We start from the raw sequence: 13553 nt of genomic DNA on the forward strand, positions 1-13553 counted from the left end.
CTGGTGGGGAGCTGACCCGCGCGAGGCGCCGGTCAGGGGTGTAGCCAGGCCGCTGCCGCTCTCGCGCATCGGCCTTCCAGCGAACTGGCTTCGCGGGCGAGCCATCCCGCCGCGAACGTCTCGGTTCCCGTGAGGGCGGGTCGCGCCGCAAGCCAGGCCTGAGCCGCCACGATGTCGTTCCCCTCACCCAGTGCCGCCTGGAGCGAATGGAGCTTCGATAGTTCACGCTTGTGCTCCCTGGCACTTCCGGTCGGCGCGCAAAACTCCATCAGGTAGCGCAGGCGCTTCACTCGTTTGCGGAGGCGATGCCGTGATTCTGCGTCCAGCTCCGTCCACTTCGCGGCGTGCTTGCGGGCTCTTCGCCGCCACTTCTTCAGCACACGAGCGGAGGCCCTCGACCAGCGTTCGTCGTGCGGTCCGACCCGAGACTGCGCCAGTCGTAGGAGCTGCAACCAGAGCCGCGTGGTTCCGATCTCGCGCATCGCACGCGCGAGGTCGTCCTGAGCCAGGTCGTCCCGCATCCGGGCGACGGGGTGTCCGGGCGGAGCCAGGCCCGCGGCGACGGCGGCCTCGAACGCGGGGGTGGGTGTTCTCACCAATACGTCCTCGTCCCGCGCGCGACCGAGCGTTTGGAAGAGCGCCCTGAGCGTGGCGTCGCGCTCGCGGTCCTCGGGACCGAATGCCTTCGCCACCGTTCGGATCCGCCGAAGCGCCACGCGAAGCTGGTGCACGTGCTCTGGCGAGTACCTGCCCGAGCTGATGGCCGCGGCGTTCGGCAGCGCGTGGGCGAGAGTGGCGCCCAGGAGCAGTGCGCGCGCCTGCGCTACGGATAGCTTCTTCGGCAGCTGGGCGCGCTCGAAGTACGTCGCCGGGGATGGACTACCGCCTGCTGCGAGTCGCTCACCGCGCTCGGCCTTCGAAGTGACGTCGAGAACGAGACCGAAGCGGGCCGCCCATTCCTCGGCGAGCTCGAGGAGTCCGTCGACGGGCCCGGAGAGGAGCTCGAACTCGAGTTCCGAGACGGACTCTTTCAGGGCCCCTGCGCGGATCTCGCCGACGTCCAGGGCGACTTCGACGCACGAGGCGCCGATGGGAAGAGTGCAGCGGGTGCGCAGTATGTCCGTTTCGTACCTGAGCTCAGGCTGGGCCCCGTCCAGCGCGCGCTCCAGCGCCTCGCCTGCGCCGCTCTTCCCGTGGCGAGCGAGATCCAGGGTTGGCGCAGCGCCGGGGGAGACCGAGACGTCCGCGTTGTCCTCGAGGCGGTGCATCGGGTCCTTGCCGGGACGCTTGACCGTTTGCACCCAGCGCTCGCCCTCCTGGCGCAGGCGCAGCGCGATGCGGGCCGCGGAGAGGTGTCCTTCTGCGGTGTCGTAGTAGCGCGCCCGCAGCAGCAGGCGCTCCGCCGACTCTGCGTCCAGGGCGGCTTCGAGTGCCGATCGTTGCTCTGGCGCGATCCGGAACTTCAGCTCGATCTCTGCCTCGGGTGCTCCCATGGCTGCCTACGCTACCTCGGGGCGGGGGAAGATGCTCGATCGTCCACGGGGAGTCGTGGCGCTCGATCTATCGGGAGGCTTCCACGCGCACCGTTTGGAGCGGCCGGGCGGCGTCGACGGCGATCCGAAGGCCCCGCAGGCTCCGTGGCACGTCCTCATCGGGGGCCTGCGTCCTCTCGCCGGGGCGGAAGAACATCACCCCGTAGTTTCCCGCCCTGCGCAAGCGGAACGAAACGGGTGTTCCAGCGGTAAACGCCTTTCTCCGGGAGTACGCATGATCGTAGATGTACCCGGAGCGAGCGGCGCCGGTTGGACCGGCATCCGGCGCGTCCCTGAGTGCCCCGAGACCGCCCTCGTCGAAGTGGTACATCTGGGCGCTGAATCCCTCCAGGAGGCCCTCGGGATCATCGATCAGCAGAGAGACGGTGAGCGCCGCTTCGAGGGTGACCGAGTCGCCGATGGAGGCCACGGGCAACGTGAGATCGGCGTGCTCGTGGGCCGTCAGCGTGAGCTCCTCCACGCTGTCGGGGAGCAGCATCCGAACCCGTCCTTCCGGGAACAAGAGGGACGAGGTGCCCTCGGTGGACACGCGGCAGTAGGGGAGCGGAAGACCCTCCGCGCCGAAGGCTCGGAAATCCACGGCTCGCGCGCCTGCCTGCCATTGCCACGGGTCGAGCCTGGGGTCGGGTTGAATATCCGTCAGATGTACGTCATCGACGCGCGCGGCGATCGGTCCCTGGCGCTGGCTCCGCAGGACGACGTCCACCGAGTCGCTCGTGAGTCCATCGATCAGAAAGCTCCCGTCCGCCTCCGGGTTCACCGAGATCTGGAGACTGGGCGACGGCGGGCCGGACTCCTTCACCTCGACGAAGAGCGCCTCCAGGGGAAACCCCGGCGCGGGCGCGAGCCGACCCACCACGCTCCGCGGTGCCAGGGCGATGAGTTCGATCGGCCGCTCCGGATCCGTCACCACGAGGATTGGACTGCGGATGCCGTTCTTGACCTTGGCAGACACGCCGAACTCTCCTTCGATTCGCGGGAAAGGAATCACGAACGTGCCGTCGCTGGCGCTCAGCCCCTGGGCTTTGAACTCGGGCGTCCAGGGGTAGTGCACGTCGTCTGGAGAGGCGAGCCAGACGAGAACCCGGGCACCGGGGACCGCGGCGCCCATTTCGTCCACGACTTTTCCGTGCAGGGTGCGGCTCGCCGGCACGAAGTCCAGGCTGCCGAGGTCGTACACATCGCCCGCGGCCGGGATCGAGCCGGTCACCCACACCTCCTCAGGCGGCGCGGCCTCCTTGCGGGTCGCGAGCTCCAGACGAAAGCGGCACGGCGTCCCCGCGGTCGCGGCAGTCTCCAGGCCAACGACTAGCCGGCCGCTCGCATGGTCGATCGACGAGTGACTTGTGCACGGCAGGGGCTCGCCGTCCGTGTCGAACACCTCGACCCTGAGCTGGAGCCCGGCGGCCAAGGGCAGAGGGGAGTCCAGCTTCGCCCAACCGACAAGGGTCGGGTCGGGGTCGTCCGTGCCGAGCGTGACGCGCGCCACCTCGCCGTGGACCGTCGGGCCGCCGAAGGTCGTCTGCGTGACCCCATGGCGGCTGCCGACGCGACCGGTCACGGTCCATTCGTGGCCGATGCCCACGCAAGGCACGACGATCGGAGTACCCGCGACGCCGCGGAGTATCTCGGGTAGACCACTCGAGTAGGCCGTCGCGCCACGGTGGATTTGGAGGGAGACGGCGGCTTCGGATGCCATGGGACCTGGTGCGTGGAGACCGGCGATCGCCGTCGGCTCCTGGACGAGGATCTCCAGTCGCCCGACTCCCTGCGGAAGGACGAGCGTGATCGTTTCGGTGGGAAGATCGTCGAGCTCCAGTGCGACCGGCTCGCAGACTCCTAGCCCCAGGATGCCCAGCGTGATGGTCTTGCTCGCGCTCAGCGTGCGAGCCGAACGCAGGGCTTCGGCCGGAACCTCCGCGTATCCTTCGAGATCGGTCGTTCCGGACCACAGGGACAGGGGGAGGTCGCCCCAGCTGAGCCGAAGAGGAATGTCGGAGAGGCCCGCGCCGGACCTCGATTCCACGCGAGCGCGGAGTCCGGGGCGCGGCCTTTCCGTGCCTTCCTTCGGAGGGGCATCCACCGTTGCGTCATTGGTGTCGGCCAGCGCGACCCGACCGGTCAGGTCTTGGGCCAGCGACTCGATCGCCCCCGGCCCCTCGTCGGATCCGGCGGCGGGATCCACCGGGGCCTCTTCCAGGTTCACGGCGGCCGCCGTTTCCACCAGGACCGCAGCGGGCTGTGGCCGTGGATCTCGCAGAGCGGCCAGGCTCGCGACGCCCAGCAGGGACACCCCCGCGGCGACAGCCCCGGCCTTCCAAAGGACCGGAGCCTTCGTGGAGCCATCGACCAGCGCCGCTGATCCCACCTTTCCAGGATAGGCTGCCGCCAGCCAAAGCCCGGCAGGGCTCCCGGGCGTCCTCGCGAGCTGACGGCGAAGCGCCGCGTAGGCGCGGTTCAGCCGAGACTGAACTCCGGACTCGGTCAGGCCTTCGCGGCTCGCGATGGCCTGAACGTCGAGTCCCTGGAAGTACCTCATCAGGACCGTGCGGCGGAGAGGCTCCTCGAGCTTCAGGACTCGCTCGACGAGATCGCGCTCGATGGCCACCTGGTGCTCGAGCTGGCCCGTGCCGTCGCGATCTGGCCTTGCCACGGCCGCTTCCCGCTCGCGTCGACGCAGGGCGCTCCTCCTCGTTTCGGTGCGGGTGCGATGCAGCACACCCATGAGCCAGGCGCGAGGCGCGACTCCCTCGGGCGCAGGCTTTTGGAGGGACCGGACCCAGACCTCCTGCGCGAGTTCGTCCGCCGCTTCGGGCCCCGCCACGAGCCGGCCCGCCATGCGGCGAATCCACGCAACGTTATGAAGCACGGCCTCCGTGCTCCAGCCTGACTCCTGCTCCATTCGGCTCGATTCGCTCATGGAGGGAGAAGTGTCGCCGAATCGCGGGAGGATTCTGAATTCCGGTCTTTAGAGGAATCTGTGGGACGGATGCGTCTTTTTCGCTTGGGTGACAAGGGCTTGGGGGTTTCGGCTTGGGGGTGGAGGCCGTCTGTTGGGCGGCTGGGGTGCTGGGGTGCTACCAATACAACCAAGGAAGCGGAAGGAGCGGGGAGGTTGGAAGGCGCGGCGGCCTTGGGAGGGGTGGGGAGTTGTCAGGGTGCGGGCTCGGCCCTGGCCCACGCGTTGTGACGGGGAGGCAAGAGTGGGAGGTTCGGGGGCGCGGAGTGCGAGTCGGCCGGTGGGAAAGGTCTGCCGAGTATACTGTATTAGGGCGGATGGGGAATTTGGCTAGAGTGCCGCGTTTGGGCTTTAAATTGTAGTTTGGAGGGCATTTTGGGTTGATGGATTGGATCGTGGAGTTTTCGGTGATGAGCAACCACGTGCACCTGGTCGTGGTGGCGGAGAGTTGGCTCCTGCGAACGGGCTGGACGAAGGGGGGTCAGAAGGGACTGCTCACGATCCACGACCTCCCGCGTGTCACCGGGGCTCTTCAGGCGTAGCTGGCGCCTCCGGAGCGCCTCCGGAGCGACCCGTTGCGGAACGGCTTCGCGACTCCCACTCTTCGCCTCCGCGACTCGACTTCTTGCCTCCGTCTCCCGAGGCGGAGGCCAGGCCCAAGCTCGCGTACTTTCGTCCCTCCATCCCTCACAGGGGCGCCGCGCCCCCTCGACCCTCCCGCCTCCTCTGCTTCTTTGGTTGCATTGGCAGGAGTTCCGGAGTCCAGCCGAGTCCAGCGGATTACCCTCCAGGCGCAGAGCTCCTTGTTCGCCGCAGGACGGGAGCGTTTCAGGCCCACAGATTCTGCTGAAGACCCCTGAATTCCGGCGGCAAGTCCGGCGTGACCCGGCGGGCCGCCGCCCAGGGGCTCCTCAGTTCTCCAGCTCCTTCTTCAGGTGGTTCCAGAGGGCCGTCGCCAGCGCGCCGTCCTTCAAGAGTCCCGCAGAAACCCGCAGGCGGAACGTCTTCGTGTCACCGAGGAAGCGGGCCTTCGCGTCCAGCTGCACCGAGTTTCCGGCCAGATACCCCGCCAGCTCCGCCTCGAAGCTCGCGGAATCGAGCATGAAGAGGTCGCCGTTGTGCTTCGCGATCCAGCTCGTGATCTTGCCCGCGCCCACCACGGCCTTGCCGCCGAGGAAGACCGAGCCCTTCGCCACGTTGAGCGCCCCGAGAGCGGTTTCCCGCGCAGCGATCAGCGCCGCCACCTTGGGGTCCGTCTCGATGGGCCAGACTTCCGTCATCTTCTCAGCACCCTTGAGGGTTCCGGTTGCGGCCTCGCGCGCCGTGAGAAGCGCCACCATGCGCGGGTCGGCCTCGATGGGCACCCTCAGGAGCGCCTGGTATCCAGCGTTCGACGTCTTCCAGGCGGCGAGCTTGCCCTGGTAGTCCGCAAACTTCGCGGCCTCGATGATCTTCAGCTTGGGACGCTTCTGGAGAGGAGCCTTCTTCCGGTCGCTGATGGCCTGCTGCCAGGCCTTTCGCGCGCTGTCGGCGGCGCTCTTCTTCCGATCGACCTTGGCCTTCCGTGTCTTCCGGTTGCCGAGAATCGTGGCGCGCACCTTGTCCATCTCACCGGTGAGCTTCTGCACCTCGGCCTGCGCGCTTCGCAGCGCCGAGCCCTGGCGGTCGCGGCGAGCAAGCACCTTCTTCTTCTCTGCCTCGATCGATCCGTCGAGCTGGCGAACCTGCGCCTTCGCGTCGTCGAGGTCCCTTTGAGCCCTGGCGAAGTCCCGCTCCGTTTCCTCGGCCCAGGCGCGGGCCTTGCCGGAGACCTGTTCGCTCAAGGTCCGCGAGAGCTGATTCTCCACGGTCGCAGCGACTCGCCACGCGGGCCGACCCTGCGACGGAGAACTCAGGTGATAGGCCGTCGAGTACACGCCTTTGAACTCCTCGGAGGTATCGATCACGAGGTTCGTGAGGCTACAGTTCACGTCGACGGTGCGGCTGAGAGCCAGGAGCTTCGTCGCACCTTTCAGCCGGAAGTGCTGGTCGAGCGTGGCGCCAAGTCGAACGTCGACGCTCGCGTCCTTCAGCGACACGGCGCCAAGATCCACGTCGGAGCACGCGCCGATCAGCGTCAGGTCAGGGACGAGCCCGCCCATGCTGATTGCGCCATCGACGAACGCGAGCTTCCTCCCCAGCGCGTGCAGTTCGCCTCGCAGCGCAAAGCCCTCACTCGTGCCGAGATCGCTGTCGCCTTCGGTGGGGGCGATCTTCAGGTAGAGATCGCGCAGCTCGAAGTCAGGAAGGGTGCAAGCGGGCAGCGGCTGCTTGCCCCGCGCCGCGCCGAGCGCGCTGACGAACGCCACGAGGTCCGCGGAGCCGATGGAGTCGAGCCGCCCTTCGAAGAACCCGCCGACCGGAGCGCCGGTGACCGCGTGGAGCTGGAGCTTGGCGGAGAGCGCCATGTTCCGCGCGCCGATCGCGAGGCCTCCCCGGAGGCCGAAGCCGATTCGCTGGGCCGTATCGACCTCCAGCAGAAGCCGCGGGCTCTCCAGGTGCAGGCCACGGATTCCGAGCGCGTCGCGCCACGTCCCGAGCGCCGTCCCGAGGACCTGTACCTCCGTGACGCCCGGCCGCGCCTCCGCGACGTCGACCCGGCACTCGAAGGACTGCGAGCGCCTGGCATCGCCGCCGTTCGCGACGAGCCGAAAGGAGAGGCCCACGCTGGGCTTGCCGCCGACGATGAGGCTCGTTTCCCCGGTGACGAAGCTGTCGGGGAGCCCGCCGAGATTCACGGCGGGCAGGTACGCGCGCAGCTCCATCGACTCCTCCAGCCGCTCCCGCAGGGACTCGTTCTTGTGCGCTTCCCTGAGCTCCGAGAACGACGCGTCCTTCAGGATCGTGCCCTGCAGCAGCACCCCGTCCGTCTCGATCCCGAGCATGCCGAGCGCGACGCCGAGGGGGGAGCCGCTACCGGCCTCCATCCGCGTCAGAACGTTCACACCGCCCGCGACCTCGAGCATCAGCCGCGCCGAACGAAAGTAGGGCGAGTAGAACGCGGCCACGTCGGGGCTCATCGTCGCCTCGTCGACGCGCGAGTTGCCCGTGGCGAGGAGCACTGCGGTCCTTCGAAGCTTCAGGTCGCCGGCGACGGTGCTCTTCAGCGGCGGGACGAGATCCGACAGCCGAGCGGAGGAAGCCTCGATCGCGAGCACCCACCCCGACCCGTCCCCGTCGATGCCGGTCGAGACCGGATGGAGCATCGCCCGCGACGTGGCACCCAGGAAGGAGACCGAGCCGAAGATCTCACCGCTCTTCTTGCACACGGGTCGCTCGATCTCGAACGAAGCGAGGGCCGTCCCCGCCAGTTCGGGCATGTCGCCCAGGGCCAGGACGGCGGTCTCGGCGACGGCCGCGCGAACCGGGGCAGCCGCGCGAGCCGGGCCAGGCGCGCCAGTCAGGCCCGGGGCAAGGAGGGGCAGAAAGAGGGCAGCGGACGCGAAGGTAAGCATGGGGGGCTCTGCGTGGAGCCCCCCGTGAGTCCGCAGCGGTTTTCCGGGAATCGATCTCCCGCGCCGGCCGCTCCCCGCCGCAACCCGTTCAGGACACGGTCATTCCGCCGTTCACGACCAGCGTCTGCCCGGTCACGAACCCGGCCTGTTCGCTGCACATGAAGGCGACGGCGTGCCCGATGTCGTCCGGGACGCCCCAGCGCTGCAGTGGAATCATCCGGAGGTATCCGCGCTTCGCCTCCTCGGGATCGTTCTCGTGACGCTCCACCGGAATCCAGCCCGGCGAGACCATGTTCACCGTGATCTGATACGGAGCCAGCTCGTTCGCCATCGAGCGGGTCCAGCCGCGCTGGGCCCCCTTGGCTGCCACGTAGGGGCTGAAGTTCGGCAGGCCCTTGTCGAAGACCTCGGAGCCGATGTTCAAGAAGCGGCCCCAGCGCTGCTTCTTCATGTGCGGAAGCACGGCCCGCGCGAGGAGGAAAGGGCTCTTCACGAAGAAGTCGATCATCTGCTGGTGGAAGGCCCAGTCGTACTGCTCGATGGGCTTCTGTGGCTGGTCCGGCGTCGCATTACAGACGACGACGTCCACGGGGCCGAGGGTCTTCTTGATCTCCTCGATGAGCCGTGGGACGTCGGCCTCGTCGGTGACGTCGCCGCGGAAGAGCGCTCCCTCGCCGCCGTTCTTCCGGAACGTCTCGAAGGCGGCCTCCGCGCGCTCGGTGTTGTTCGCGTAGTTCATCGCGACCTTGGCGCCGGCGTCGGCGAGGCGCGCGGCGATCGACTTGCCGAGACCGGTGGTCGAGCCGGTGACGAGGGCGACGCGGCCCTCCAGGGAAACAAGGGGCTTGGGGCTCATCGGTGGAAGAAGCGGTGGCTCGTGGTGTGGGTGTACGTCTCGCCGGGGCGAAGGACGATGCTGGGGAAATGGGCGTGGGTCGGTGCTGCGGGGAAGGCCTGGGTCTCCAGGCAGCAGGCCGAGCGCTTCGCGTACGTCTTTCCGTCCTTGCCCTCTTGCCCGAAGAGGAAGTTGCCGGTGTAGAACTGAATGCCGGGCTGGTCCGTCGTGATCTGGAGCGTGCGCCCGCTCACGGGGTCGTGCAGCTCGGCGCACGGCTTACCCGGCACCGGGTTCAGCACGAAGTTGTGGTCGTAGCCCAGCGCCTTGGTGGTGATGAGGCTGTCCAGGTCCACGCCAATGCGCTTGGACCGGCGAAAGTCGAAAGCGGTGCCCGTGACGTCCAGGATCTCCCCTGTCGGGATCAGCGTGTCATCGGCGATGGTCACGCCGTTCGCCACGAGGGTCAGCTCGTGATCGGCGATCGGGCCCGAGCCCGCTCCGCCCAGGTTGAAGTAGCTGTGGTGCGTGAGGTTGCAGAGCGTGGGGGCGTCGGTGATCGCCTCGTAGTCGAGCTTCAGCACGCCGTCGTCGGAGAGTGAGTAGGTGACCGACGTCGTCAGCGTGCCCGGGAAGCCTTCCTCCCCGGCGGGTGACACGTAGGTGAACGTGACCTCGGCGCCTCCGCCCACCTTCGCGCTCCAGAGACGCCTGCCGAAGCCCACATCGCCGCCGTGGAGCGTGTGGGGCTTGTCGTTGGCTGGCAGCTCGTAGAGTTCGCCGTCGAGTTCGAAGCGCGCGTTCTGGAGCCTGTTCGCGACCCGCCCGGCAATGCAGCCGAAGTACTGGTTGCGGTCGCTCTCGTAGCCGCTCACGTCGTCGAAGCCGAGCACGACGTCTGCGACGTCCCCGTGCTGGTCGGGCATCTCGAAGGAAACCAGCGTGGCGCCGAAGTCGGTGAGAACGGCCTTCATGCCCGCGCGGTTGCGGAGCGTATAGGCCGTGGCCTCGCGACCGTCCTGGAGCTGACCGAAGGAGGCGGTCGTGACGGGGGAGAACGTCGAAGGAGCGGAGCTCATGGTGGAGCAGGAGGCGACGAGGGCCAGAGCCACGGACGCTGAGGCCCTGGTAGCGGAAGGTGAGAATCTCATGGGGCGGAAGGGGCTGGAGGAGCCGCTCGACGACTTCGGCTGAGTCGCCTGGCATCCACGAAGCGACGGAAGGCCTCGTCGAACAGCGCCCCGATCAAGAGCACGCCCCCGACGATGGCGAACTCGAGCTGCGAGGGGATGCCGAGGAGCACGATGGAGTTATAGAGCACGCGCATGACCGCAGCGCCGACGACGACGCCCAGGATCGATCCCTCGCCGCCTCGCAGGCTGCAGCCCCCGAGCACGGCGGCCGCGATGGCGTACAGCTCGTAGAAGCTGCCCATGCTGACCGGCTGGATCGAGTTGATGTCGAGCGCGAAGAGCACGCCGCCGAGGCCAGCCAGGGTCGAACAACCGACGTAGGCGGCCGCGGTGAGGCGCTTCACGGGCAGCCCCGCGAACCGCGCGGCCTCGGGGTTGCGGCCGAGCGCAAAGAGCGCGCGCCCGTACACCGTCCGTGAGAGGACGAGGCCGGAAAGCAGCGCGACGCCCAGGAGGATCAGCGAGGGAGTCGAGATCTGAACGCCCGCGATGGCGAAGGGGCGCCCGATGCTGAGCGTGCGCAGTCCATCGAACTCCTGGCCGAAGCTCTGCGTCTGGTCCAGCACGAGCTGACGCCCTAGACCGCGATAGATCAACAGGCCGCAAAGGGTCACGACGAACGGCTGGAGGCTGAACCGCGTGATCAGAAGTCCATGGATGAGACCGATCAGCGCCGATCCCGCGAGCACGATCAGCAGCGCGACGGGGATCGGCAGCCCGACCTCGGTGAGCATCCAGGGCAGCGCTGTCGCGCTGAGCCCGACGACCGAGCCGATGGAGAGATCGATCCCGCCCGTGATGATCACGAACGCGGCGCCGATCCCGAGCAGGCCGAAGAGCGAGGTGCGCTGCAGCAGATTCTCGAGGTTCGCCGGCGCGAAGAAGCGATCGTTGGCCATGCCCGTGAAGGCGGAGATGGCGATCAGCAGCAGGATGATCGCGATGACCTTGGGCGTCGTGGTGGAGCTCATGGGGTATGGACGCGATGGGACGTGGTACCGGTGGCGAGATTCATGACAGCGGCTTCGGTGGCTTCGTCCTGGGGGAGCTCGCCGACGATTCGCCCGTCGCGCATGACGACGATCCGATGGGCGAGACGCCGAACCTCTTCGAGGTCGCTGGAGGCGAAGAGCACACCGGCGCCCTGTCGGGCCAGTTCCTCGACGACGTGGTAGATGCCCTCGCGCGCGCCGACGTCGACGCCGCGGGTGGGCTCGTCGAGCATCAGGAGCGCGAGCCCCTCGTTGATCCAGCGGCCCACGAGGATCTTCTGCTGATTCCCGCCGGAGAGCGAGTTCACCGCGACCTTCGGGGAAGCCGCGCGCACGTCGAGCTGCTCGGCCCGGGTGACGTACTCGCGCGACTCCGAGGCCTTCACGAGCCAGCCGCCCGGCGGCCAGGGGCTCCCCTTGGAGCGGCGGTGGGCCGACGGCAGCGTCAGGTTCTCGTCGACAGGGCCGCCGGTGAAGAGCCCGCAGCCGGCGCGGTCCTCGGGGACGAAACCCATACCGAGGTCGATGCGCTCGCGGACGGAGCGCTCGGCGAGGTCGGTGCCCTTCAGTCGAAGCGTCCCGGCGTGAGCCGGACGCAGGCCCGCGACGGTCTCCAGAAGCTCCGTGCGCCCGGCCCCGACGAGGCCAGCGAGCCCGACGATCTCACCGGCTCCGACCTGAAGCGACTGAACCGCTGCTGGCCACGCCTCGGTTGCGAAGCCGTCGAGTTCGAGGACCGTCGCGATCGTCCCCTCCGGTCTTGGAACGGCGAGGGGCGGATGACCTTCGGCGCGCCCGATCATGAGCTGCACCAGCGCCTCGCGCGTGAGTTCCGCGCCGACGAGTTCGCCCACGCGTCGGCCGTCGCGCAGGACGACCGCGCGGTCGGCCACGCTGGTGATCTCCGGCAGCCGGTGCGAGACGTAGAGGATGGCGATGCCTTCCTCCTTCAGGCGCTTGAGCACCTCGAGGAGTCGGTCCGAGTCGGTCTGCGTCAGCGAGGACGTCGGCTCGTCGAGGATGAGCACATCGGTCTGCTGGTCGAGCGCCTTCGCGATCTCGACGAGCTGGCGCTGGCCAATGGAGAGTTCGGCGAGCGGCGTACGCGCCTGGAAGTCCGCGCCGAGGCGCTGGAGCGCGACGTCGGCGCGCTCGTGGAGCGCTCGCTCCTGGATGAAGCCCCAGCGCGAGGGCTCGCGCCCGAGGCACACGTTCTGTCCGGCCGTCAGGTTGTCGGCGAGGCAGAGTTCCTGGTGAACGAGCGCCACGCGCACGCCGGGCGCGCACTCCACCGTTCCCTGGGTCGGCGGGTACTGACCCGCGATCATCTTCATCAGCGTGCTCTTGCCCGCGCCGTTTTCGCCCACGAGCGCGACGATCTCGCCGCGCCGAACGCGGAAGTCCACGTCGGCCACGGCGACGACGCCCGGGAAGACCTTGGTGACGCCGCGCGCGGTGACGCAGCTGTCTTGCGGCGCGGGAGCGACCGTCACTGGTCGCCCTGGCGGCGCTCTTCGAGGGCCTTGCGGAAGGCCACCACGTTATCCTTGCGGACCGCCTCCGAGGGAACGGTGATGACGCCTCCCGCGGGGATCACGCTCTTGTCGCCGTCGCAGAGCGCGTTCAGCACGCGCACCGATTCCGAACCGTACTCATAGGGGTTCTGGCTGACGGTGGCGTAGATGGTGCCGGCTTCGATGCCTTCCAGCGTGACGTCGTCTTCGTCGAAGCCGACGATCTTGACCTCGCCGAGCTTGCCCGCGCTGCGCGCCGCTTCGAGGCAGTTCGGAGGGTTGTAGGCGAAGAGCCCGACCATGCACGCGAGGTCGGGGTGCGCCGTCAGGGTGTCCTCGGCGGACGCCTTGGCCTGGGACTGGTCAGAGTTATCGACAAGCGTGCCGATGACCTCGTACTTGCCGCCCTTCGGCACAGAACCGACCTCGTCGAAGCGAGACGAATCGAAGTCTCGGTCGAGGAGTTCATCGATGACGCCCTGGCGTCGATCGCGCGAGTTCTGCTGTTCGAGGCGACCGATGAAGATCGCGACCTTCCCGCCGTCGGGGCAGGCTTCCTTGACGAGCTTGCCGACCACCCGGCCCGCCGCGTAGTTGTCCACGCCGATGAAGCAAACCCGGTCGCTCCCAGGAGCGTCCGAATCCTGGGTGATGAGGGGCATTTCCGCGGCGATGGCGTTGAGGACGTCGTTGAGGCCCGACGCATCCAGAGCGCTCACCGCGATGCCATCGACGCCTCGAATACGAAGGTCCTCGAGCTTCTGCTTCTGGTCCTGCGCGGAGCCGTCGGGAAACACGACCTCCACCTCGATCCCCAGTTCGTCTGCCTTGGCGCGGGCACCCGCGGCACAGACGTTCCAGAACGGGTCGACGCAGTTGGAGACGACGGCCACGCGTCGAACTCCTTCCTTATTACCTTGACCACACGAAACGAACGAGAACGCGGCGAGCGCGACGAGAGCAAGTAGGGGGTAACGCACGCGGTGACGGTAGCACGGCGCGGCGTGCGGGTG

The 13553-nt window shown here is 68.1% G+C and carries 9 protein-coding genes; 1 reads left to right on the forward strand and 8 read right to left on the reverse strand.

The window, feature by feature from the left end; genetic code table 11:
- Positions 1-32: 32 nt before the first annotated feature.
- Positions 33-1493, reverse strand: a complete 1461-nt coding sequence (locus Poly30_RS12615) for a CYTH and CHAD domain-containing protein (protein ID WP_145197800.1) — start codon at positions 1491-1493, stop codon at positions 33-35.
- Positions 1494-1560: 67 nt separating this feature from the next.
- The gene (locus tag Poly30_RS12620) at positions 1561-4473 is read right to left on the reverse strand and encodes an RNA polymerase sigma factor (RefSeq protein WP_145197802.1); all 2913 of its coding nucleotides are present in this window, start codon (positions 4471-4473) and stop codon (positions 1561-1563) included.
- Between the two features lie 422 nt (positions 4474-4895).
- Between Poly30_RS12620 and Poly30_RS28425 the strand changes: the two genes are divergently transcribed.
- On the forward strand, positions 4896-5054 hold the full coding sequence (locus Poly30_RS28425; protein WP_419191311.1) for a hypothetical protein: 159 nt from the start codon (positions 4896-4898) through the stop codon (positions 5052-5054).
- A 369-nt stretch (positions 5055-5423) separates the two neighbouring features.
- On the opposite strand, the gene Poly30_RS12625 is transcribed toward Poly30_RS28425, so the two are convergent.
- The 6 genes from Poly30_RS12625 to Poly30_RS12650 all read right to left on the reverse strand — a co-directional run bounded on the left by Poly30_RS12625 (position 5424) and on the right by Poly30_RS12650 (position 13520).
- Positions 5424-8006, reverse strand: a complete 2583-nt coding sequence (locus Poly30_RS12625) for a hypothetical protein (RefSeq protein ID WP_145197804.1) — start codon at positions 8004-8006, stop codon at positions 5424-5426.
- Between the two features lie 88 nt (positions 8007-8094).
- Positions 8095-8862 carry an SDR family NAD(P)-dependent oxidoreductase gene (locus tag Poly30_RS12630; RefSeq protein WP_145197806.1) on the reverse strand — a complete coding sequence of 256 codons (768 nt, stop codon included), beginning with the start codon at positions 8860-8862 and terminating at the stop codon, positions 8095-8097.
- A complete protein-coding gene (locus Poly30_RS12635) occupies positions 8859-9920 on the reverse strand; it encodes an aldose epimerase family protein (protein ID WP_419191312.1) in 1062 nt (353 codons plus the stop codon). Before Poly30_RS12635 ends, Poly30_RS12630 begins: the two co-directional genes overlap by 4 nt.
- 68 nt (positions 9921-9988) lie before the next feature.
- Entirely contained in the window at positions 9989-11005 is a 1017-nt protein-coding gene (locus Poly30_RS12640) for an ABC transporter permease (RefSeq protein WP_145197810.1), read from the reverse strand.
- Positions 11002-12519 (reverse strand): sugar ABC transporter ATP-binding protein, encoded by a 1518-nt coding sequence (locus tag Poly30_RS12645; protein ID WP_145197812.1) that lies wholly within the window; start codon positions 12517-12519, stop codon positions 11002-11004. Before Poly30_RS12645 ends, Poly30_RS12640 begins: the two co-directional genes overlap by 4 nt.
- Complete coding sequence (locus Poly30_RS12650) at positions 12516-13520, reverse strand: sugar-binding protein (RefSeq protein ID WP_145197815.1); 1005 nt, start codon at positions 13518-13520, stop codon at positions 12516-12518. The genes Poly30_RS12645 and Poly30_RS12650 overlap by 4 nt, the downstream gene beginning before the upstream one ends.
- Between the last annotated feature and the right edge of the window lie 33 nt (positions 13521-13553).

The organism is Saltatorellus ferox (genome assembly GCA_007751475.1).
Classification (GTDB): Bacteria; Planctomycetota; UBA1135; order UBA1135.

Coding starts and splice junctions, on each gene's coding strand:
- Poly30_RS28425 (WP_419191311.1), top strand. CDS start 4,896: ATGGATTGGATCGTGGAGTTTTCGGTGATGAGCAACCACGTGCACCTG.
- Poly30_RS12640 (WP_145197810.1), bottom strand. CDS start 11,005: ATGAGCTCCACCACGACGCCCAAGGTCATCGCGATCATCCTGCTGCTG.
- Poly30_RS12620 (WP_145197802.1), bottom strand. CDS start 4,473: ATGAGCGAATCGAGCCGAATGGAGCAGGAGTCAGGCTGGAGCACGGAG.
- Poly30_RS12625 (WP_145197804.1), bottom strand. CDS start 8,006: ATGCTTACCTTCGCGTCCGCTGCCCTCTTTCTGCCCCTCCTTGCCCCG.
- Poly30_RS12630 (WP_145197806.1), bottom strand. CDS start 8,862: ATGAGCCCCAAGCCCCTTGTTTCCCTGGAGGGCCGCGTCGCCCTCGTC.
- Poly30_RS12635 (WP_419191312.1), bottom strand. CDS start 9,920: ATGAGCTCCGCTCCTTCGACGTTCTCCCCCGTCACGACCGCCTCCTTC.
- Poly30_RS12615 (WP_145197800.1), bottom strand. CDS start 1,493: ATGGGAGCACCCGAGGCAGAGATCGAGCTGAAGTTCCGGATCGCGCCA.